General features: G+C 69.5%; 17 protein-coding genes. 13 read left to right on the forward strand and 4 right to left on the reverse strand.

What is annotated here, in order from left to right; translation table 11 throughout:
• Positions 1–10 precede the first annotated feature (10 nt).
• From IPQ09_12260 to IPQ09_12300, 9 genes are all read left to right on the forward strand, one after another.
• On the forward strand, positions 11–3,139 hold the full coding sequence (locus IPQ09_12260) for a hypothetical protein (GenBank protein ID MBL0194979.1): 3,129 nt from the start codon (positions 11–13) through the stop codon (positions 3,137–3,139).
• On the forward strand, positions 3,140–4,855 hold the full coding sequence (locus IPQ09_12265) for an SWIM zinc finger family protein (GenBank protein MBL0194980.1): 1,716 nt from the start codon (positions 3,140–3,142) through the stop codon (positions 4,853–4,855). It abuts the gene before it with no gap.
• Between the two features lie 296 nt (positions 4,856–5,151).
• Positions 5,152–6,780, forward strand: coding sequence for an RNA-directed DNA polymerase (locus IPQ09_12270; GenBank protein ID MBL0194981.1), 1,629 nt, complete (start codon positions 5,152–5,154; stop codon positions 6,778–6,780).
• Positions 6,762–6,902: a hypothetical protein gene (locus IPQ09_12275; protein MBL0194982.1), complete on the forward strand. Its 141-nt coding sequence runs from the start codon at positions 6,762–6,764 to the stop codon at positions 6,900–6,902. Before IPQ09_12270 ends, IPQ09_12275 begins: the two co-directional genes overlap by 19 nt.
• Before the next feature lie 449 nt (positions 6,903–7,351).
• Positions 7,352–8,419 carry an ATP-binding cassette domain-containing protein gene (locus tag IPQ09_12280; protein ID MBL0194983.1) on the forward strand — a complete coding sequence of 356 codons (1,068 nt, stop codon included), beginning with the start codon at positions 7,352–7,354 and terminating at the stop codon, positions 8,417–8,419.
• A gap of 167 nt (positions 8,420–8,586) precedes the next feature.
• Positions 8,587–9,360, forward strand: coding sequence for an ABC transporter permease (locus tag IPQ09_12285; protein MBL0194984.1), 774 nt, complete (start codon positions 8,587–8,589; stop codon positions 9,358–9,360).
• Between the two features lie 29 nt (positions 9,361–9,389).
• Positions 9,390–11,216 carry a GldG family protein gene (locus tag IPQ09_12290; GenBank protein MBL0194985.1) on the forward strand — a complete coding sequence of 609 codons (1,827 nt, stop codon included), beginning with the start codon at positions 9,390–9,392 and terminating at the stop codon, positions 11,214–11,216.
• 135 nt (positions 11,217–11,351) lie between these two features.
• A complete protein-coding gene (locus tag IPQ09_12295; GenBank protein ID MBL0194986.1) occupies positions 11,352–12,443 on the forward strand; it encodes a DUF4340 domain-containing protein in 1,092 nt (363 codons plus the stop codon).
• Positions 12,444–12,575: 132 nt separating this feature from the next.
• Complete coding sequence (locus IPQ09_12300) at positions 12,576–13,367, forward strand: alpha/beta hydrolase (protein ID MBL0194987.1); 792 nt, start codon at positions 12,576–12,578, stop codon at positions 13,365–13,367.
• Between the two features lie 56 nt (positions 13,368–13,423).
• Here the strand turns inward: IPQ09_12300 and IPQ09_12305 are convergent, their stop codons facing one another.
• The gene (locus IPQ09_12305; protein ID MBL0194988.1) at positions 13,424–15,604 is read right to left on the reverse strand and encodes a sel1 repeat family protein; all 2,181 of its coding nucleotides are present in this window, start codon (positions 15,602–15,604) and stop codon (positions 13,424–13,426) included.
• A 192-nt stretch (positions 15,605–15,796) separates the two neighbouring features.
• Between IPQ09_12305 and IPQ09_12310 the strand changes: the two genes are divergently transcribed.
• Complete coding sequence (locus tag IPQ09_12310) at positions 15,797–16,177, forward strand: hypothetical protein (protein MBL0194989.1); 381 nt, start codon at positions 15,797–15,799, stop codon at positions 16,175–16,177.
• Positions 16,178–16,210: 33 nt separating this feature from the next.
• Entirely contained in the window at positions 16,211–16,768 is a 558-nt protein-coding gene (locus IPQ09_12315; GenBank protein ID MBL0194990.1) for a hypothetical protein, read from the forward strand.
• Positions 16,769–16,841: 73 nt separating this feature from the next.
• Here IPQ09_12315 and IPQ09_12320 read toward each other — a convergent pair whose 3' ends face one another.
• A complete protein-coding gene (locus IPQ09_12320; GenBank protein ID MBL0194991.1) occupies positions 16,842–17,570 on the reverse strand; it encodes a hypothetical protein in 729 nt (242 codons plus the stop codon).
• A 111-nt stretch (positions 17,571–17,681) separates the two neighbouring features.
• On the opposite strand from IPQ09_12320, the gene IPQ09_12325 reads away from it, so the two are divergent.
• Both IPQ09_12325 and IPQ09_12330 read left to right on the forward strand, forming a co-directional pair.
• Entirely contained in the window at positions 17,682–17,975 is a 294-nt protein-coding gene (locus IPQ09_12325) for a hypothetical protein (protein ID MBL0194992.1), read from the forward strand.
• Positions 17,972–19,228, forward strand: a complete 1,257-nt coding sequence (locus tag IPQ09_12330) for a hypothetical protein (GenBank protein MBL0194993.1) — start codon at positions 17,972–17,974, stop codon at positions 19,226–19,228. Before IPQ09_12325 ends, IPQ09_12330 begins: the two co-directional genes overlap by 4 nt.
• Before the next feature lie 24 nt (positions 19,229–19,252).
• Here the strand turns inward: IPQ09_12330 and IPQ09_12335 are convergent, their stop codons facing one another.
• Together IPQ09_12335 and IPQ09_12340 are read right to left on the reverse strand one after the other, a co-directional pair.
• On the reverse strand, positions 19,253–19,861 hold the full coding sequence (locus tag IPQ09_12335; protein MBL0194994.1) for a hypothetical protein: 609 nt from the start codon (positions 19,859–19,861) through the stop codon (positions 19,253–19,255).
• Positions 19,858–20,538, reverse strand: a complete 681-nt coding sequence (locus IPQ09_12340; protein MBL0194995.1) for a hypothetical protein — start codon at positions 20,536–20,538, stop codon at positions 19,858–19,860. Before IPQ09_12340 ends, IPQ09_12335 begins: the two co-directional genes overlap by 4 nt.
• Positions 20,539–20,570: the final 32 nt, after the last annotated feature.

Genomic DNA, 20,570 nt, shown 5'->3' on the forward strand with positions numbered 1-20,570 from the left:
AGGGCCCCGCGTGAAGCTCGTCACCCAAATAGTCCTCGTCTTCGTGGAGGGTCGCACCGAGAAGGTGTACGAGGTCGACCTCTGCGAGGTCGGCGCGGGGCGGTTCGTCGTCAACTTTCGGTATGGCAAGAAGGGCGCGGCGCTCAAAGACGGCTCGAAGACCGTCGCGCCCGTCTCACGCGCGGAGGCCGACCGGGTCTTCCAGAAGCTCGTGTCGGCGAAGGAGGAGCAGGGCTACGTGCGCGAGGCCGAGGCCGAGGCCGCGCGGGTCCGTGCCCAGGGAGCGGCGGCGCGGGCCACGGCCTCCGGTCCCGCGCGCCCCGCGGGCCGCGTCGCCAACCCCGCCGCCGACGCCGCCCGTGCGCGCATTCTCCTCGAGCGCCTCGGGCAGGCCGGGGCCGATCGGCGATGGTTCCGTCGCGCCGGGGCGAAGCGCTCGTGGCCACTCGAGCGGGCGATCTGGCGAGCGGGCGAGGTGCGCCTCCGCGAGGCCGAGCCCCTGCTGCTCGCGCTGCTCCACACCGCCTCCAGCTCCGACGTCGCCGGCGGCGGCAAGGGCGTCCGCGACTACTCGATCGCCTGGGCCCTCGGGCGCCTCGGCGGCGAGGCCTCCATCGAGTCCCTCGCGCGGATGCGCGCCGACCCCAAGCAGCCCGGGCACGTCCAACGCATCGCCACCGAGGCCCTCCTCGCGCTGAGCGACGCCGAGACCCGCGCCGACTTCCGGCGCGACATCGTGGCCACTCTGCCCGCGCCGCTACGCGACGCCCACGCCGCGGGCGTCGCGGCCGACTTCGCCGGCGCCCTCGAGGCGCACCTCGCCGCCGATCCGCGCGCCTTCGCGGTGATGGATCTCCTCTATCTCGTCGACGACGAGGTGGTGCGCCCCGCCTTCCTCGCGGAGCTCGCGCGCGCGCCGCTCAATCAGCCTCACTTCTACTGGCTCCGCCACCTCTTCAAGGCCGCCGAGTACCGCCGCGATCCTCGGGTGTTCGGCCTCTTCGCGGCGCGTTTCGAGAAGGTCCGCGCGAACCCGGTCGTGTGGCGAGCCACGCCCAAGTCCGTGTATGCTGCACCTACTCGCGAATATCTGCGTCGGCGCTCCTGGCGCACGCTCCGGCGCATGGGCGAGCTCGCCGACCCCGAGTTCGTCCCGCTCGCGGCCGGCGTGCTCCTCGCGTTCACCGACGCCGACGCCGTCGCGCCGCGCGGCGACTACGACACCTTGGCGCCCTATCGCGTGCTCAATCATTTGCTGTTCACGAACAGCCCACGGTACGAGCTCCGCCGTAACACCAAGGCGTTTCGGCTACGGCGAGGTCAGCGCGCGGGGCAGCCCGCGCCGCCGGCGCGCGAAGAGGCGTTCCCCGCCCTGTGGGAGGCCCGCCCCGAGGGCCTCATGCAGCTCGTCGCCGAGAGCACGTGCACCCCGGTCGTCGAGTTCGCCGCCCGGGCGCTCGTCGCGTGCGGCCCGTTCCTCGCCTCGCTCGACGACGACGACGTCGCGCTCGTGCTCACTCGCCCCTACGCCGCCGCCGCTCGCCTCGGGCTCGAGCTCGCGCGGAGCCGCCACGCCTCGGGTGCGCTCTCGGCGAAGGTGCTCGGCGCGCTCGCGTCGTGCGCGCACGAGCCCGCTCGCAGGCAAGCGTTCGCGTGGATCGACGAGCGGCGCGCAGCGCTCGCGGCCGACACCTCCTTCCTCGCCGCCCTCATCACGGCTCGCCACGCGGACGCGCGCGGGTACGCCCGCACCTGGGTGAGATCGCTCGCCCTCGCGCCGGAGACTGGCGCCGCGCTCGTGGGCCGGGTGATCGCGGCGCTGCTCGCCCTCCCGGACGACGCGCCCTCCGCCGAGGTCGCGCTCGACGCGGCGCAGACCCTCAGCGCGGCGCTCGGCAAGCACCTCGGGCAGGTCGGCCCTGCGGCGCTGCGCGATCTTCTCGGGCACCCGCTCGCGGGCGTCCAAGAGGTCGGCGCCGAGCTGCTGTCGCGCCTCGACTCGCGCTCGGGGCTCGTGCCCGTCGACGTCGTGCTCATGGTCGTGCGCTCGCCGTTCGCCAACGTTCGCGCGGTGGGCATGCGCCTGCTCGCCGAGCTGCCCGACGATGCGCTCACCCTGAACTTCAAGCTCCTCGTGCACCTCACGGCCGACGCCAACGCCGATCTGCGCCACGCCTCGCGCCCCCTCGTGGCGAGGGTCGCGCGCGCTCACCCCGAGATCGGCCTCGCGATCGCCGAGGGGCTGGTCGAGGCGCTCCTCCGGCGGAAGCTCGCCGAGGGTGCGCCGAGCCACGTCCTCCGCGTGCTGAAGGAAGACCTCACCGAGGTCACCGCGCAGCTCACGCGCGAGACCGTGTGGCGCCTGCTCCGCTCGGGGTCGCCGCACGCGCAAGAGCTCGGGGGCTTGCTCCTCGCCGACCTCGCCGGGTCCGCCGCGTCGGAGCTCGAGCTCGAGGACCTCGTCGAGCTCGGCAGCCACGACGTCCTCGCGGTGCGGCAGGCCTCGTGGCGCATGTTCGAGGCCGAGCGAGCGCGCGTCCTCGCGAGCCTCGTGACGGCGGCGAGGCTCTGCGACGCCAAGTGGGCCGACACCCGCGAGCTCGCGTTCGCCTTCTTTCGAGCGGTCCCCGCCGAGCACTTCACGGCTGACGTGCTCGTCTCGGTCATCGACAGCGTGAAGGAAGACGTGCAGTCGTTCGGCCGCGAGCTCGCCTCGCGCGTCTTCAAAGAAGAAGACGGCCCGGCGCTGCTCCTCAAGCTCTCCGAGCACCCGCAGCGCAGCGTTCAGCTCTTCACCACCAACTACCTCGAGCGCTTCGCCAGCGACAAAGTGGGGCGCCTCGAGCTGCTCGTGCCGTATTTCACGAGCGTGCTCTCCCGGGTGAACCAGGGCCGCGTCGCGAAGGCGCGCGTCCTCGCCTTCCTTCGCCGCGAGGGGCTCGCCAACCCGCAGGCCGCCGCGTTGGTCGTGAGTGTGCTGCACCGCCTGTCGGCCACGATCGCCATCGAAGACCGCGCCCTCGCGCTCGAGGCGATGGTCGCCGTCGGCCGCGCCCACCCGGAGGTGCCCCTGCCTCTCCGCGTGGTGCCCGTCGAGCAACGACCGAGGGCCGCCGTCCCCGCCTCCGGAGGTCGCTGAATGGAGCTCGCCTACGCCTTCAAGCGCGCCTCGCAGATCGACGACCGCTTCGATCGCACGAGCCTGTCGTTCTCGCCCGATCTGAAGCGCCAACCTACGTATTTCTCGGGCGAGCTGCGCAAGAGCGTCGCCTTCCGCGAGGCCATCAGCGCCCTCCACGACATTGTGGTCTCCGATCTCCGCTTCAAGCCGAAGGACAAGACCGCTTACAAAGAGTGGGCCGCCACCCAAGAGCTGGTCGACCTCGCCGAGGTGGCCAAAGACCGCGCGGGCGTCGCCGCGCAGATCGAGTCGCTCACTCGGAAGATCGGCGAGCTCCAGCGTCGCCGGGCGCACCGCATGGCGCCGTTCTATCGGGCGCAAAAGGCCTATTTCGATTATCTGTACAAGAACGATCGCGACGCGTGGATCGTGCTCGACCCGGTCATCACCGTCCACCCCGACGAGGTCTTCTTCGAGTGCTTCAGCCAAGACGAGTCGACCTACGGGCGCCTCGGGGCGAGCCTCGACGTGTTCAAGAACGTAGGCACGTTCGCCTGCGGCACCACGAACATCGACTACTCGACGCCGCTCTACGAAGAGTTCCAGAAGATCCGCAGCTACAAGACCACCCGCTTCGAGGTGGACCCCAGCGGCTTCGAGGTGAAGACCACCGGCGAGGAGACCTACGAAGAGAAGAAGATCGACCTGCCCGACTCCTGGGTGCGCGGCTTTCTCCAGGTGAGCTCGGCGATGGCCCTGCCGGCGCGCAGCTTCGAGCTCCACCCGATGGACCTGCACAATCTCTGCTTCGTGCTCCGCCGTAAGCGCGAGAAGCGCGGGCCGCGGGCGCTGCGCTGGGTGCTCACGCCCGGCGAGCCCATTCGCGCGGTGTTCGAGCCGTGGGATCTCACCGTGGTGTGCGCGAGGTCGCCGTACCTCGGCAAGGAGCGGGAGGAGATCCGCGTGTGGGGCCGGCGCCGCCTGCTCACGCTCGAGCGGCTCATCGCCATCACCGACAAGCTCACCGTGCACCTGCTCGGGCAGGGGCTGCCGTCGTTCTATGTCGCCGACCTCGGCGACATGTCGTTCACGCTCGGGCTCTCGGGCTGGACCCGCAACGACTGGGCCACGGCCGGCAATTTCGACCTCCTCGCCCCGCGCGCCGACACCGACGACTTCACGAAGCGCCGCGTGTTCGAGGGCCTGAAGACCACCTGGTTCTCCGACACCGACGCGCTCGCGAAGAAGCTCGACCTGCCGCGCTCCGCCGTGCTCGGCGCGCTCTCGTCGTGGACCCAGGCGGGCCGCGCGATGTACGACCTCAACAAGGGCGTCTACCGCGTGCGCGAGCTCGCGCGCGAGCCGCTCCCGATGGACAAGCTGCGCTTCTCGAACGAGCGGGAGGAGAAGGCCACGCGGTTTCTGGACGCCCGCGCCGTCACCGTGGCGTCGCGCGCGCTGCCCGACGCGGCCCTCGGGCTGTTCGGCACCGTCAAGGACGGCAAGCACACCTACCAGTCCGACCTCACGATCGACGCGGACGGTCGCCTCGCCAAGGCCACCTGCACCTGCAACTTTTTCCAACAGAACAAGCTTCTCAAAGGCCCGTGCGAGCATATGCTCGCGACACGTCTGTTCGAGGGAGCGCCCCTCCTCGCGAGGGTCTTCGCCTCCTCGCTCTCGCCACCTTCGTCACGACAGAGTTCATCCATCGCCCGGGGGCCGTACCGATGACACGGCACCTCTCGCATGGAGAAAGGAGTTTCACGCGCGGCGGTCTTCGGGGTGACATCTTGCAACACGGGCGGCGTTTCGCCGTCCATGCGACCTGGCCCTCCATGCGTCACTGGCCCGCTCTCGACTGTGCGGACGACGCCTAGCTGGTGCTGTTCCGGGGTCAATCCCGAGAATTCAACGAGCACCAGCTAGGCGCGTCCGCTTGAGTTGAGCGAGCCAGTCCCGAGACATCTTCGAAGGTCCCCGAAGCCGCCGCGCGTGAAGCCGTGAATTTTTCCGTCTCTCGACTCGCCATGGACCGACGCCAACAGCTCTACGACCGCATCCGCAGCACGTCGAAGGACGAGGTCGTCCTCGAGGAGATGATCCGCCTCGGCTTCTGGCCGGCGCGCGGCACGCTCCCTTCGGATCCGGGCGACGAGATCCGCGACCTCGCGGAGGCGCAGCGCGAGCTCGCCGCCCTCCGCACCGAGCAGTCGCGCCTCCACAACCTCGAGGCCCTCAAGAAGGAGCTCTTCAAGCGTCGCCTGGCGGAGTCCAAGGCGCGGCAGGCCGAGACCAAGGCGCGGCGCGAGCGCGAGCGCGTAGCCCGCGCCGAGGCGTGGAAGAACGAAAAGACCCGCGCGATCGTCTTTCTCGGCCGAGGTGTCTCGGGCGGTCTCGCGGACACCACATGCGACGAGGCGCGGCTCCAGAAGCAGGGGCTCCCGGTGCTGCGCACGGCCGAAGACCTCGCCCGCGCCGCCGGCGTCACGGTGCCCGAGCTCCGCTTCCTCGCCTATGCGCGCACCACGACCGCCGCGCGCGTGTCGCACTACCGGCGCTTCCAGATTCCCAAGAAGACCGGGGGTGTGCGCATCATCTCGGCGCCCATGCGGCGCCTCAAGGCGCTCCAGCGGTGGCTCCTCGACGCCGTGCTCGCGCGCGTGGAAGTGCACGACGCGGCCCACGGCTTCCGCGCCGAGCGCTCCATCGTGACGAACGCAGGGCCCCACGTGGGCGCCCGCGTGGTGGTGAACCTCGACCTCAAAGACTTCTTCCCCACGGTCACGCTGCCGCGCATTCGTGGGGTGTTCCGCTCGCTCGGGTACGGCGAGCACCTGGCCACGATCTTCGCCCTCCTCGCCAGCGAGCCCGACACGGTGCGCGTGGCCCTCGACGGCGCCGAGTACGACGTCGCCCAGGGCCCGCGGCGCCTCCCCCAGGGCGCCCCCACGAGCCCGGCGATCACCAACGTGCTCTGCCGGAGGCTCGACAGGCGGCTCTTCCACGCGGCCAAGAAGCTCGGGTTTGCCTATTCGCGGTATGCCGACGATCTCACCTTCTCGTCGACCTCGAAGGAAGAGAACGCCGGTCAGCTCCTGAAGCAGGTGCGCTTCATCGTCGCCGCCGAGGGGTTCGTCCCGCACCCCGACAAAACGCGTGTACTCCGCAAGGGTCGCCAACAGGAGGTGACGGGCGTCGTCGTGAACGACAAGCTCGGCGTCGACCGGGTCACGCTCCGCCGCTTCCGCGCGCTCCTCCACGCCCTCGACAAGGACGGGGCGAACGGCAAGCGCTGGGGCAGCTCGCCCGACGTGTTCGCGTCCGCCTGCGGCTTCGCGTCGTATGTCGCCATGGTCGATCCCGTGAAGGGGCGCGCGCTCCTCGCGCGGGCGCGGGAGATCGCGGCGAGGCACGGGTGGAAGGGCCCGCCGCGCGGCCCGGATCGTTCGGGGGGGCCAAGTGGCCCAGGCGGTGCGCCGAAGCCGCCGGCGCCCGCGACGCCAAGCGAGCGCGCTCCCGCCCCTGTCGCGGGGTTGCCCGGCGAGCCTCTCGCCGCGCCGCCCACGCCCGAGCCGCCCGCGCCGGAGCCTCCGGCGCCCGCATCGCCGCCCACGCCGGAGACCCCCGCGAAGAAGAAATGGTGGAAGCTGTTCTGAGCGCCGCGGGGCCGGGCACGGCCGGAGGGTGGGGCGTGCCGAAGAGCCCGGTCAAGGCGCGCTCCTTCTGGGCGAAGGCGTGCAAGACCGGCGGGCAGAAGGCCTGCGGAAAGCAACAGTAGCCGGCGGACGGTTCCGCACCCGCCGCCGTCCGCACCCGCTGCCGTCCGCACCCCCGCAGCGCGTTCGGTCGTAGGCGAAATTCCTGCGTGAACCAGGCCCACACACGCCGTCCCGCGCGGCTGAGCTGCGCTCCGAACCCGACGAGCGTCCCGAAAGCCTCACCTGGGGCCTCGGCTCGCGGTCTCGCCATGAACGTTGACACCGGCGATCGTGTCGATAGGATGCGCGCCCTCGGGAACTGTCTGTACGAATTTCCCGAAACTTTGCCCTCTCTGGCGCGCCCTCACGCGGCGCGCCGGCACCCCACCCGGTGCGCTCGGTCCTCCACGGAACCTTTTTTCGTCCGAGGGGAACAAATCCGAAGCCCGTCCGGTTGGGGCGTCCGTCCAGGCGGCTCCGCCCGCCCCCTTCTCATTCTTTTCCCGGAGGTCGGATGTCCACCGACGTGATGATCTACGCGAGCGACCTGTCGAAGAATTTCGGGTCCTTCCGTGCGGTCGACAAGATCAACTTCGAGGTGAACCGTGGCGAGGTCGTGGGGTTCTTGGGCCCGAACGGCGCCGGCAAGTCCACCACGATGCGCATCCTCACGTGCTTCATCGCGCCCTCGTCGGGCACCGCGAGGATCAACGGCCACGACGTCTTCGAGCACACGCTCGCGGTGCGCGAGAGCCTCGGCTACCTGCCGCAGCGCGCGCCGCTCTACCTGGAGATGAGCGTCTACGAGTACCTGAAGTTCGCCGCCGACCTCCGCAACCTCGACGAGAGCACGTTCAAAAAGCGCGCCCGCTCCGTGGTCGAGGTCGCCGGCCTCGCGCAGGTGCTCGGCAAGGAGATCCGCCAGCTCTCGCACGGTTACCGCCAGCGCGTGGGCCTCGCCCAGGCGCTCATCCACGACCCGCCGATCCTCATCCTCGACGAGCCCACGAGCGATCTCGACCCGAACGAGAAGGCCGAGTTCCTCGACTACCTCAAGCAGATCGGCAAAGACCGCACGGTCCTCCTCTCCACCCACAACCTGAAGGAGGTCGAGACCGCCTGCGCCCGCGCCATCATCGTCTCGCGCGGTCGCGTCGTCGCCGACGGCTCGCTCGACGACATCAAGGGCAAGAGCGGCCGCGTCCGCTACGTGGTCGAGGTGCAAGAGTCGGGGGGCGACTCCCCCTACCGCGGCTCCGGCGCGCCTCCGCGAGCGAAAGAGGTCTCCGACCTCCTCGCCTCCCTCAAGGGCGCCGCCAGGGTGAACGAGCTGCCGACCGACGAGCGCGCCCACGCGTTCGAGCTGACGAGCGATCGTGGCACCGATCTCCGCGCGGCCATCTTCCGCGCCATCGCCGACAAGGGGTGGGTGCTCCTCGAGCTCCACCGCGACACCCAGACTCTCGAAGACGTCTTCCGCCACCTCACCATCGGAGAGGAGCGAAGGAATCGCCACGTCGGAAAGGGCGAGCCCCCGCCCGTCAAGGACGAGGACGAAGACGACGACGACGACGACGACGACGAGGACGAGGCCTGAGCCATGAGCGACAAAGCCAAAAAAGAAGAAGACGAGAAGAAGACGAAGCTCGCGGAAGAGGGCGACGACGAGGAAGAGGACACCACCTCGGAAGACGGCGGTGACGACGACGAGACGACGACGAGAGCGACGAAGAGGCCGCCAAGCCCGCCGCCAAGGCGCCGCCCATGGCTGCGCGCGAGGCCCCCAAGGTCTCCGCGTCGTTCGCGCGCAACCTCTGGACGATCACGAAGCGTGAGTTCGCGGGGTATTTCAACTCTGCGCTCGCCTACATCGTCATCAGCGCGAGCATGGTCCTCTTCGGGCTCTACTTCTTCTTCTATCAAGGCGGCATCTGGCAGGTCGACCGCGCGTCGATGGGCCGCATGTTCGACTTCGTGCCGGCGTGGATCTGCTTTCTCACCATTCCGCTCTTCACGATGCGCGCGATGAGCGAGGAGAAGCGCCTCGGCACCATCGAGCTGCTCATCACGCTGCCCGTTCGCGACAGCGAGGTGGTGCTCGGCAAGTACCTGGGCGCCCTCGGCGTCCTGCTCGTGCAGATCGCCTTGCTCGCGATTTACCCCATCGCGATGTTCAAGTTCCCCTGGAACATGGGCGCGTTCGACTGGGGTCCCTTCTGGTCGTCGATGTTCGGCCTCTTCCTCATGGGCGCCGCCGGCATCGCCATCGGAATGCTCTACTCCGGCATGACCGAGAGCCAGATCGTCAGCTACTTCGCGACGGCCTCCACCCTCCTCATCCTGTTCTTCATCGGCTCGCTCGTGCAGTTCGTGAAGGGCTGGCCGGGCGAGGTCATCTCGTTCTTCAGCTTCCAGACCCGGTACGAGCCCTTCTCCCGAGGGCTCATCGACACCCGCGCGGTGGTCTACTTCGTGTCGGTCACGGTGCTGTGTTTGCTCGAATCCTTCCGGCAGCTCGAGGGCCGGCGGTGGCGCTGAGCGCTGAATAAGTAAGGTCCGAAACAGCCATGGAACGCAAAGCCAAAGCAGCGACGGAAGCCGGCGCGCTCATCCTCGTCATCGCGGCCATCTTGGTCGCAGTGAACGTCTTGTCCGCCGTCGGCGGCTACAAGCGAATCGACGTCACCAAGAACGAGCGCTTCACCCTCTCCAAAGGCAGCGGAAACCTCCTCCGCAGCATGAAGCAGGAGATGAAGTGCGACGTGTACGTGACGAAGGGCTTGCCCAAGCTCGACGCCTTCGTGCGCGATCTCCGCGATCTCCTCGGTGAGTACAAGGCCGCCAGCGGCGGGAAGTTCGACTTCAACCTCATCGAGGCGAAAGACGAAGAGCAGAAGAAGGCCGCCAAGGACGCGGGCCTCGTGGAGCAGCCCTTCGGCGAGGCGACCGACGACCAGGAGAAGGCCTCGGTCACCCAGGGCTTCATGGGCGTCGTCTTCAAGTACGGCTCCGAGAAGGACGCCATCAAGTTCCTGCCGCCCGATCGCTCCGAGGGTCTCGAGTTCTGGATCACGAACAAGATCCGTGAGGTTCGCGACAAGGGCGACAACATCAAGCACAAGATCGGCATCGTCGCGGGCAAGGACGAGTTCAAGCTCACCGACACGAACCTCGTGCCGGCGAACATGGGCAAGCCCAACCTCCAGCAGATCGTGCTGCAGAACTTCCCGTTCTACCAGTTCATCGACGTCGATCTGAAGGACGGCGCCTCGGAGATCGACGACTCGCTCGACGGGCTGATCATCACGCAGCCGAACAAGGACTACAACGAGAAGGAGCTCAAGCGGGTCAACCAGTTCGTGATGAAGGGCAAGACCCTCGTCGTCGTCGCGAGCGCGGTCAACGTGAAGCCGAGCGACGCGCAGATGCAGGCGACCCTCTCGACCCACGGGCTCGAGAAGCTGCTCGACGGCTACGGCATCGAGTTCCGCAAGGACGCCGTGCTCGACTTCGGCCGGCCGTTCCGCGTCGGCATCATGACCCAGGGCGGGCTCGCGAGCATGCGCTTCCCGCAGTTCCTCGACGTGCAGGACAACCCGGCCTTCACCGGCGACGAGCAGCTGCTCGACACGAGCTTCGCGGGCTTCTTCCGCATCCCCGCGCTCGCGTTCCCGTTCTCGTCGTCGCTGGTTCTCCACAAGGACAAGCAGCCCGACGTGGCGCCCGAGAAGTTCCGCGTCGTCGCGCGCTCCACCCCGCGCACGCTCCGCGAGACCACTGACAGCGTCGACCTCAAGCCGTTCCGCGCGTGGAAGCCGAAGGGCGAGTTCGCGCAACAGAACCTCGCCGCCACGGTCGAGGGCACGCTGAAGACGGCGTTCCCCTCGGGTGACGGCGTCACCGTCCCGGAGAAGAGCGAGAAGCCGGCGCGCGTGCTCGTCATCGCCTCCTCGCACTTCCTCACGAACCCGTTCGCCCGCTCCGGCAACGGCCCGGACATGGGCCAAATGGGCATGATGATGCCCGGCGGCGGCGGCGACGAGCAGCTCCTCCAGGTCGCGGGTCCGTACGCGCAGCAGGCGCTCACGAACACCATCCTGGCGTTCAAGAACACCCTCGACTGGATGACGGGCGACACCGATCTCCTCGCGGTGTCCGCGAAGATCCTCTCCGAGCCCAACCTCGTCTACGGCGACGTCTCGAAGCCGAAGTTCGAGGATGAGTCCGACGAGCAAATCAAGAAGCGCGAAGACGACATGAAGTCGGCGCGCAAGAAGCAGCAGCACTGGATCGAGGGCACCTTGGTGCTCATCGTCCCCATCCTCTTCGCCTTCATCGGCGTGTTCCGGCGTATGCGGCGCGACGCCGCGCGCGCGGGCGCCTCGCTCGCCTGAGCGTCGCCGAGAGAGGCCTGCCTCCCGCCTGTCAGCGCGCGGCCGGCCTCTCCTCCTCCGAAGGCGTCGCTCCTCCGACGTTGGTCTTCAGCGGCCCGCCCGTAGGCTGGCCCTGCTGGTAAAGGGTATTGAACGATGGATACGCAGAAGAAGCTCATCCTTGGTGTCGTCGTGCTGGCGGTGCTCGGTGGTCTCGCCTACCAGCAGGTCAAGAAGGACCAGCAGGTCGGGAAGACCACCACCACCTCCACCGAGGCGCTCCCCGAGCTGAAGGCGCCCGACGACGCCGACAAGCTCCAGATCACCAACGGCAACAAGGGCAAGGTCGTCCTCGAGAAGAAGGGCGACAAGTGGGTCATCTCCGAGCCCGTGAAGGCCGAGGCGAACCAACAGTCCGTGAAGGCGCTCCTCGACAACATGAAGGAGCTGAAGGTCAAAGAGCAGGTCAACACGGCCGTGACCGACGAGCAGAAGAAGGACTACGAGCTCGACGCCGAGAAGGTCGTCCACGTCATCGCGTGGAAGGGCGCCGACAAGAAGTTCGACGCGAGCTTCGGAAAGTCGGGCGGGCGGGGTCAGCTCATCATGATCGACGGCAAGGCCGGGGTCTTCGCGGGCACGGGGTACACGAGCTACGTGTACGCCCGCGAGGTGAAGAGCTGGCGTGACGCCGAGATCTTCAAGTTCGACGACGCGAACGTCACTCAGGTGTCGATCGTGGGCAAGAGCGGGGAGTACTCGTTCACCAAGGGCGACAAGTGGGCGGGCACCTTCAAGGCCAAACCGGCCGACGCCGCGAAGCCCATCCCGAAATTCGACGACGGCAAGCTGACCGAGCTTCTTCGCACGTTCAAGAACCTCTCGGCGGAGGACTTCGGCGACGGAAAGGGCGCGGCCGACACCGGGCTCGACGCGCCCGACAAGGAAGGCGGAACCATCACACTCTCTCTCAAGGACAACGCCGGGAAGTACACCCTCGTCGTCGGCAAGGAAGAGAAGGAGAAGAAGCACTACGCCAAGAAGGGCACCTCCGACGTGATCTACGTCGTGGGTCACTCCGTGGCGGAGTGGGCGACGCCAGAGCTCGCGAAGTTCCAGAAGCAGGGCGACGCGGGCGCGCCGGCCGCGCCCGGAATGGGCATGCCGCCCGGAATGGGCATGCCGCCCGGAATGGGCATGCCGCCCGGAATGGGCATGCCGCCCGGGATGGATCCTCACGGCCACTGAGTCGGCGGGTGGAGGCCTCCGTCCTTCGCCGAGCCGGGCTCGCGGTGCCGGGCGACTCCGGACAATCCCGACAGTCGCGTGCTTGGGCGCTGGAGGGTGGTCACACTTGTGGGGCTCCCCGCGACGACCGGCATGAACCTCCGCGCCACGCTTCTTCCCTGCGGGTTCGCGCTCCCTGCGCTCCTAGCGGCGTGTGAGGGGCCGCCCGGTGGGGCGGCTCCCGCGCGGGGGACCGAGGTGCACAGCGCCGAGACGGCCGGGCTCCTGGCCGACGCACCCCTCCGGGAGAAGCTCCCGACACCCGCCGCGGTGGAGGCAGTGCCGGTCTCCGGCGACGCGCCGGCCTACGTGGTCCGCGGGCGCTCGGGGCGGCCGCCCGCGATCGTGTTTCTGCCCGGGGTCTGCTCCAACGCGAGCGCGTACCTGCACACGTTCCCCGAGGCCGCGGCGGCGCACGGCGGCGTCGTCGCGATCGACGGCGACGAGCCGTGCCCCGGCGTGCCGGGGTTCCACACGTTCTCTTGGGACACCCAGAAGCAGCACCGGCGCCTCGAGGCTGCGCTCGCGGCGGCCGGGGCTCGCACACCTCGCGAAGGTGGTGTCACCCTGGTGGGCTATTCACAAGGCGCCACGATCGGCGAGAAGCTCGTGTACGCCTACCCCGAGCGGTACAGCCGGGTCATGCTCATCGCGGCGCCGGTCGATCCGTCGGTCGCGGCGCTCCGGAGCGCGCGCGCCGCGGTGACGTGCGCCTGCTCGCTCGACGTCACCCAGCGCATGCGCTCGGCCGCGCTGCGCCTCTCGGCGGGGGGCGTCCCCTCGACCTACCTCGAGATGCCGGGCTGCACGCACGGCAACGTCGCGAAGGGCGAGGAGACCTTCGGCGCCGCGTTCGCGTGGCTCGACGAGCACGCTCGCCAATAAGTCAATGTGATTGACGTCTTCGCGTGACCCCTGCAACGATTCAGGGGAGGCGATGGTCAGTTTCGCCCGGCCTGCGACTTCTTCAGGGTCTCTTCGCGGGTCGGCTGCTTCAGCTCGGCCGCCGTGGGCGCGCCGCCGAGCTCCTTCCAGAGCTTGCACTCGTCGCCGTAGTGCATGCGCTGGCAACCCATCTTCGCCGACTCCAGGTAGCGCTTCAGCGTCTCTTCCTTGGGGTTCCCGCCCGCGGCCTTCAACCTCAAACAGGCGCGCGCATCGTTGCGCTGCTCGCACCGGAGCTCGTAGAACTTCACGAGCTCGTCCTTGCTCTTCGTCTTCAGGATCGCCTCTTGGCCGGCGCATGCCTTTGGCTCGCTCCAGGACGAGCAGCCCGCCTCGAAGGCATGGAGCGCCTTCTCGGGCGAGGCCGTGAGGCCGTTGCCGCCGCGGCGATAGAGCTCGCCTGCGCGCGCGCACGCGCCCTTGGCGCAGCCGAGCTCGTAGGCCTCCGCGGCCTTCGCGAAGTCTCTCTGGAGTCCGAGCCCGCCCTTCTCGTAGGCCTCGCCGAGCGCGAGGCACGGCTCCCACCCGCGCACGTCCTTGTTGCAGCCGCGCTCGAGCATCGAGCGCGCCCGGCCAGAGTCCTGCGCCGTGACCGCGAGCCCGTGGCCCGCCATGCACGCGAACATGTTGCGCAGGCTGCACGCGCGGTCGAAGGCCGAGAGCGCCTTCGTGGGATCCGCCGGCAGCCCCTTCCCGTTCGCGTAGATCGCCCCGATCTTGTAGCAGCCGTCGCCGTCGCTGTAGCCCCCGGCGCTGCACTGCCTTTCGTACGCGGCGATGGCGAGCGACGAGTCCTCCTTGGCGCCCTTGCCGTCGCGGTGCATGTCGCCGAGGCGCCCGCAGGACCGGCCATTGCCGAGATCGCACGCACGCTTCACGTACCCCACGAGCTTGTCGACGCTCTTCGCGAAGCCGACGCGCTCGGGCTGGTTCGGATCGTAGAAATCCGCGAGGTCGAGGCAGCCGTAGGCGTCGCCCAGGTTGCACGCCGCCTCGAACGCCTTGCCGGCTCGTCCCGTGGCCGCCGCCTTCTCAGCCTCAGCCACGCCCGGCCGGTAGAGCGCGCCGAGGTCGGAGTGCGCCCCTGTCATGCAGGCGGGGGCGTAGCCGAGCGAGCAACCCTTCGTCAGGGCCGCCGCGTCCACCTGCGCCGGCGGCACGGGGCGTCGACCGATCTTGGTCGTGGGGTCGGCGGGCGGCGAGCCGGCGTAGAGACCGAGCACGAAGCAGCTCTCCCCGTTGCCCGCCGAGCAGCCCGCAGAGCACTCCTCTTTGGTGCCCGTCGCCTGGCTGCACGCCTTCGCGGTGGACTTGCCGCCCACACACTTGAGGCCGTCCCACGCGAACCCCTCCGGGCACGCAGGGGCGTGCGCCTCGGCGGTCTCGGCCTTCGGATGGTCTTTCGGGTCCTTCTTCTCGGCCACGATCGGCACGAGCTCGAGCCGGGTGATGGCTGCGCACTGCTCGGGGGGAGCGTTCGCGTCCGGCGTCGACTTACGGCACGCGTCGAGCTCGCCGTCGCGCGCCTCGGTCTTCTTGCCGGCGGCGCTCGAGCCCGCGGTGCCTGCCCCGAAGATCTGCGCGACCGCGCGCACCTCGCCCTCGGTGCCGGTGGCGAGCGCGAACGCGCCCACGTACACGCCCCGCACGACGTGGGTGGCCTCGGCGCACCCCGAGCCCGTGAGGTCGGACTTCGTGATCTCGCTCGCCGTGGCGCGCTTCTTCCCCACCGTGACGAGCGCGAGATCGAGCGTCGACCCGCGCTTCATTCCCGCCGAGATCGACGCGCCGCTCAGCGGTAGGTTCGCCGCGAGCTCGTCGGCGCTGGTCATGCGCACCACGTCTTCCTTGCGCGTCACGCCCGCGAAGCGATAGCCGCCGGGCGCCGCGCAGCTCTTCACGATTTTGAGCGATTTACAGTCGAAGCCGACGACCACCACGCCGTCACGCATGGCCACCTCGAGATCGCTGCGCTCGCTCGACTTCAGGTCGACGACGAGGGGCTCGCCCGCGATGGCCTTCGCGCACGCGGCGATGTTGGCCTCACCCAGGGCCTCGTGTCCCGTCGCCGCCTTTGGGCGAACCGACTCGCCGAGCTGCCCAGCGGGCGCTCCACACGACGCGACCGCGCTCAGAGAGACAAGGGCTCCGCAGCCGAAAACCAAGAAGGAACGCATGCGACCTCTCACGAAAAAGCAGTTGGAATCGGGCATTCGTCGCAAACATTCCCCGCGGGGTCAACCGACGAGAGCGTGTTCGCGCTGACCCCTGTCGACGCACATCGGCGCACGTCGATCTGTCGAATCGGGCCGCTCCCCCCGCTTCCACGACCGCCGCGAGGAGGACTCGCGGAGTGCTAGGAATGAGGCATGCTCCCCGGGAGTCGCGCGTTTGGTCGCTGGGCCGGACTTGTCTACTCGCTCGCCGCGGCGTGGCTCGTGGGGGTCGTGGCGCTCGCCGCGTGGCCGACCCCTGGGAAGTACCCGCTCGGTCTCGCCGCGTGGGTGCTCGCGGTGCTCCTGGTCGTCGGCTCACTCAAGCTCTGGATCGACGACCTCATGGGCCTCGCCGGGGCGACCCTGGTCCTCGGTGGCCTCGCCCTCGCGTCGCTCCACGCGTGGCACCTCCCGAAGTCGGCGCTGGCGGCCTTCCTGGGCAGTCTGCTCATCCCCGGGCTGGCGCTGCTCACGGCCCTGCGCGCCGCGGGCTCCGCCGATTCCCCCTACGAGGAGCCGTACGATGACCCTTGAGCGAGTCGGCGTGGCGCGACTACGTTCTCGCGCATGACCTCCGCCGCCGCGCGCCGCGCGCTCCCGTGCTCGCTCCTCCTCGCCTTCGTCGGCGCGTGCGCAGGGGCCCCGCCGCCGCCCGCGCAGCCGTGCGTCGCCGCGCCGGCGCCGCCTCCGCCCCCGCCCCCGGTCGCGCCGCCGCCCCCGCCGGCCGCCTGTCCGGAGCCCGCGCCTGCAGCCACGCCCGCCGAGGCCCCGCCGAAGCCGCCCGCGCCTCCGCCGCCGACGCTCACGAAGGCCCAGGGCGGGCCGCGAGGCGCGCGCCCGTGCGAGTTCCACGAGAGCGTCGACAGCTACCCGCGCTCGTGCTCAGTGAAGGTGGAGAGCGACGGCACCCTCACCGTCACGGCGAAGGGCACCGCGCTGAACCCGAACAACGGCTTCACCTTTCGCATGGGCGGCGGACCCACGTCGTTCGACGCCGTAGGCACCCTCGACGCCTTCGGCGCCTGCAAGGGCCCGTTCGTCGCGACGGTCGCGACGGTGCTCGAGGGCAAGGGCAAGACGTACGAGCTGCGGTTCCGCGATCACTGCAAGATCGTGATTCGCTGAGCGAAACGAGCGGCGCCGCCCGCCGGGCGCGGGGCGGCGCCGACGTCCGCGTGTCGCTCCCTCGCGTCGCCGCTCAGTTGCAGTTGACCTTGTCGATCATGACCGAGCACTTGCAGTCGCGGTCCTTCACCATCTTTCCGCCCTTGCACACGAGCCGCGAGCGCTTGTCGGTGGTGCAGGCGTAGCCGCCGTCGTTGCCTTCGCAGGGATCACCCAGGTCGGCGATGGTCTGCATGCAGTCGAGCTTCGTGCCCATTTGACGACACCCATGCATCCCCTTGCAGGTCTGCGCGAGGGTCATCTTTCCGCCCTTGCACACGAGCAGGTTCTTCTTGTCGGGTGTGCACGACGCGTTGCCCTCGTTCTCCTTCGTGCATGCGTCTCCTGCGGACGCCGCCCCGAGATCGCACTTCGCGCCGTTTACGTTCGCGACGCAGCCGAGCGCGCCGCCGCACTTGTTCAGGAGCTTCCAGTGGGCGTTCTCGCACTTGATCATCGACTTGCGATCGCCCGAGCACTGCGGCTCACCCTCGTTCAGGCACGGCTCGCCGACCGCGTACTTCGTGTGCGTGCAGCTGCCCGAGCCAGCGACCGTCATGCAGCCGATCGGGCCCTCGCACGACAGGGTCTCCCACACGTCGTTCACGCAGATGACGCCCGTGGTCTTGTCGACGCACTGGATGTCCCCCTTCTTCTTGCAGGCCCCGCCGGGCTTCGCCTTCTTGCACCCGGCCGTGAGCACGGTGAGGGACAACGCGACGAGGGTGAGCACGGCGGCGTGGCGGAGCTTGGGGGAGGCCATCTGGCGAGTCTATCGGACTCGGGCCGCGCCGGAAGGCGGATGGACACGTCGCGCGCGGGGCCGCGCGGTGTGGACCTCGCGCCCGCGATTTGAGCTACCCTCGCGGGGCGCATGCCCGTCTCGCCCGCCTTCGCCAAAGATCCCGCCGTGGTCGGCCCGCTCGGCGGGCTCGCGCTCTCCGCGGTGCGCGCCGCCTCGCCGATGATGGTGCTGCGCGCGCTCCGCTGGTACCGCGATTTGGCGAAGCTCGGCGTGCACTTGCCACTGTTCATGGTGCACGATCTCGGCCTCCTCTACGCGTGCCCCAAGGAGCAGCTCGAGATAGGCGCGCGTTCGAGCACGGAGGCCGCGCTCGCGCGCGTGCCCAAGGGGCCGAGCTCGCGGCCATCTATCGCAGCGTCGTGAACGAGATCGCCGAGAGCGAGGCCTCGGCCCGCGCGGCGACCATGAGGCTCTCCGACGATCTCGTGGTGGTCGTGCTCGCGCGCGTGCTCGGCTCGCTCGTCCAGCGCGCGCGACTCCGGCCTCCCTACCCCGCGAGCATCCCGCTCGACCCGGAGATGGTGCGCGACCTCGACCCCCAGCTCGCGCAGCTCTTCGCCGGAATGCCCCGGAACTTCGAGATCGCCATGCTCGAGGCGCTCGCGCGCGCGCGGCTCCACGTGCTCACGCTCGCCGACGCCCTCGACCTCGACACGCTCCGGCTGCTCGGCATGCTCGGTCCCGAGTCCACGGCGGCGGGCGCGCTCGCGCACGTCGATCTGCTCGCGGCCATGAGCACGCCCGCCGCGAACGACATCGTGAACTTCAGCCTCGAGCTGCTCCCGAGCGTCCTCGAGACGCGGCGCACGCAGGCCACCGGCACGCACGCCGTGCACGGGTATGCGGGCATCGGCCAGAAGGGCTCCCTCGACTCTCTCGTGCTCACCGAGCTCGCGTGGGACGAGACCGAGTTCGCGCGGCGCCTCATCGAGAACGAGCTGCTCTTCTATACGCGCGAGCAAGCGCCCGACGAGGCGCGACGCCTGCACTACTTGCTCATCGACGCCTCGGCCTCCATGCGCGGGGATCGTCAGGTGTTCGCTCGCGGTCTCGCCATCGCGCTCGGCAAGAAGCTCCAGCTCGCCGGCGAAGAGGTGTGGCTCCGCTTCTTCGACTCACGCCTCTACGACGTGCAGCGCGCGCGCCCGGGCCAGCTCCCGGCGGCGTACGTCCTCGGCTTCAAGGGCGAGCGCGGCCGCAACCCGGCGCGCGTGTTCGCCCAGCTCGCGACCGAGATCTCCCTGCTCCGCGCGCGCGATCAGCGCGATCCGGTGATTCACCTCATCACGCACGCCGCGCTCCACGTGCCTCGGCCGCTCGTCGCCGAGATACGTCGCCAGGCGCACCTCTTCGGCGTCTTCATTCTGCCCTCGGGCGGCGAGCTCGATCTCGAGTACTTGGACCTCCTCGAGGGGCACGCAGTGGTCGATCACGACACGTTGAGCCAGAAGAACGCGCGCGCGGCGGCGGCGACGAAGATCGTGAACGACGCCGCCGAGATGACCGAGAAGATGCCCGCGTCGATGGCGAACCCTCCCACGTCGAAGGCCTCGGAAGAGGGGGTGCCGCCGTCGCTGAGGCCGCAGCGCCACTCGATCCCGCCTTCGCTCCGCTGAGTGATCCCGGCGCTCACGCCGGGATCAGCGCACCTCGAGCGCCGACTTGCAGGCCTTCTCCGAGTCGGCGTCGAGCGCCCCGCCGATGGGCACGCGCAGCCATCCGGTGATGCACTTGTACGCCGGGCCGTTGAAGGCGAGCACCTGCCCGCCCTTGTGCCGCTCCACCTTGAGCGGCTTGCGCAGGAAGATGAGGGTCTCGGGATCGGTGCCGTTGCGGGCCATCACGCGGCGCATCTCTTCCGGCTGCAGCGTGACCAACGACTGGAAATTGTAGCGTTTTTCTTCCTCGGTGGTGGGGTTCAGGCCGGAGCCGAGCGAGCCGTCGGGGTTGAAGATGCGCAGGCCCGTGCGGCCGTACAGGCGGTAGGCGCGCCCCGCCTGCCCGTGGCAGTCGAGGGTGCCGCACTGCCGCTCGAGGATCTCGTTTACGTGCGCCTTGTAGATCGCGTAGTCCGGCTCGAGGGGCGCGCCGTCGTCCGCGACGAGCACGGTGAGGCGGGCGTTGTCGGGCACCGACGCGCACGCGGCGAACGCGAGCGAGCCGCCGACCGCTGCGCTCATCACCAGGGCCACACGGACACTTCTTCGCTTCAGAGCACCAGGCAGGGCGCGCGGGCTTCGAGGGCTCATGGCGGGTTCTCCGGGCACGGGACGAGCTGCTCGGGAGCCGCCGGCGGGCAGGCCTCGGTGCTCGGCGGGAGCGCCTGGTCGCCGGAGGCTTCGGTGTCGTAGAGGCGCACCACGCCCGGCGTGTCGAACGACGCGACCGACTTGGCGTCGGGCGGCGGCTTGTGGCACGCGGAGCACGAGCCCTCCCGGCCGATGTGGCTCGACATCGCGCGGTTCGCGCCGACCGGGTTGCCCGGGAGCGATCGCTGGATGCTCACGAGCAGCGGGAAGCTCGGGCCGGGCTTCTCTTGGAACTGGCCGTTGGGCGTGAAGTCTTCGTCGCGGAAGAAGAAATTGCCCTTACAGTTCGTGGTCTTGCACACCTGGGTGCCCTTCGCGTCGACCACGCGCACCCAGGTGTTCCCGGCGCCCCGCGCCGAGAACGGGCCCACGAAGACCGTGCCGGCGACCGCGAACGGCTTGTCCGACGCGGGGCCCGTGGTGCTGTGGCAGAGCACACACGGTTGCCCTTGCCGGTGGTACTCGCCCCGCGGGATGTTCGGATCTTCGTCGCCCAGCGCCTTGATGCTGCCGCTCTGCACCGGGTCGAGCGAGCAGCCGCCGACGAGCGCGGTCACGAGCGCGGTCACGAGCGCGGCGGCGCCGAGGAGCTGGGTGGAGCGGGGAGGGCGTTGCATGGGCCGGGGGCGGGGGCGGGGGCAGGTGGCGG

Source organism: Myxococcales bacterium (assembly GCA_016720545.1).
Taxonomy (GTDB): Bacteria; Myxococcota_A; Polyangia; order Polyangiales; family Polyangiaceae; genus JAAFHV01.

What these genes read in the sequence shown, in the direction of transcription:
- IPQ09_12315 (MBL0194990.1), top strand. Translation starts at nt 16,211, where the DNA reads ATGACCTCCGCCGCCGCGCGCCGCGCGCTCCCGTGCTCGCTCCTCCTC.
- IPQ09_12295 (MBL0194986.1), top strand. Translation starts at nt 11,352, where the DNA reads ATGGATACGCAGAAGAAGCTCATCCTTGGTGTCGTCGTGCTGGCGGTG.
- IPQ09_12325 (MBL0194992.1), top strand. Translation starts at nt 17,682, where the DNA reads ATGCCCGTCTCGCCCGCCTTCGCCAAAGATCCCGCCGTGGTCGGCCCG.
- IPQ09_12275 (MBL0194982.1), top strand. Translation starts at nt 6,762, where the DNA reads ATGGTGGAAGCTGTTCTGAGCGCCGCGGGGCCGGGCACGGCCGGAGGG.
- IPQ09_12320 (MBL0194991.1), bottom strand. Translation starts at nt 17,570, where the DNA reads ATGGCCTCCCCCAAGCTCCGCCACGCCGCCGTGCTCACCCTCGTCGCG.
- IPQ09_12340 (MBL0194995.1), bottom strand. Translation starts at nt 20,538, where the DNA reads ATGCAACGCCCTCCCCGCTCCACCCAGCTCCTCGGCGCCGCCGCGCTC.
- IPQ09_12285 (MBL0194984.1), top strand. Translation starts at nt 8,587, where the DNA reads ATGGCTGCGCGCGAGGCCCCCAAGGTCTCCGCGTCGTTCGCGCGCAAC.
- IPQ09_12290 (MBL0194985.1), top strand. Translation starts at nt 9,390, where the DNA reads ATGGAACGCAAAGCCAAAGCAGCGACGGAAGCCGGCGCGCTCATCCTC.
- IPQ09_12270 (MBL0194981.1), top strand. Translation starts at nt 5,152, where the DNA reads ATGGACCGACGCCAACAGCTCTACGACCGCATCCGCAGCACGTCGAAG.
- IPQ09_12300 (MBL0194987.1), top strand. Translation starts at nt 12,576, where the DNA reads ATGAACCTCCGCGCCACGCTTCTTCCCTGCGGGTTCGCGCTCCCTGCG.
- IPQ09_12335 (MBL0194994.1), bottom strand. Translation starts at nt 19,861, where the DNA reads ATGAGCCCTCGAAGCCCGCGCGCCCTGCCTGGTGCTCTGAAGCGAAGA.
- IPQ09_12265 (MBL0194980.1), top strand. Translation starts at nt 3,140, where the DNA reads ATGGAGCTCGCCTACGCCTTCAAGCGCGCCTCGCAGATCGACGACCGC.
- IPQ09_12305 (MBL0194988.1), bottom strand. Translation starts at nt 15,604, where the DNA reads ATGCGTTCCTTCTTGGTTTTCGGCTGCGGAGCCCTTGTCTCTCTGAGC.
- IPQ09_12280 (MBL0194983.1), top strand. Translation starts at nt 7,352, where the DNA reads ATGATCTACGCGAGCGACCTGTCGAAGAATTTCGGGTCCTTCCGTGCG.
- IPQ09_12310 (MBL0194989.1), top strand. Translation starts at nt 15,797, where the DNA reads ATGCTCCCCGGGAGTCGCGCGTTTGGTCGCTGGGCCGGACTTGTCTAC.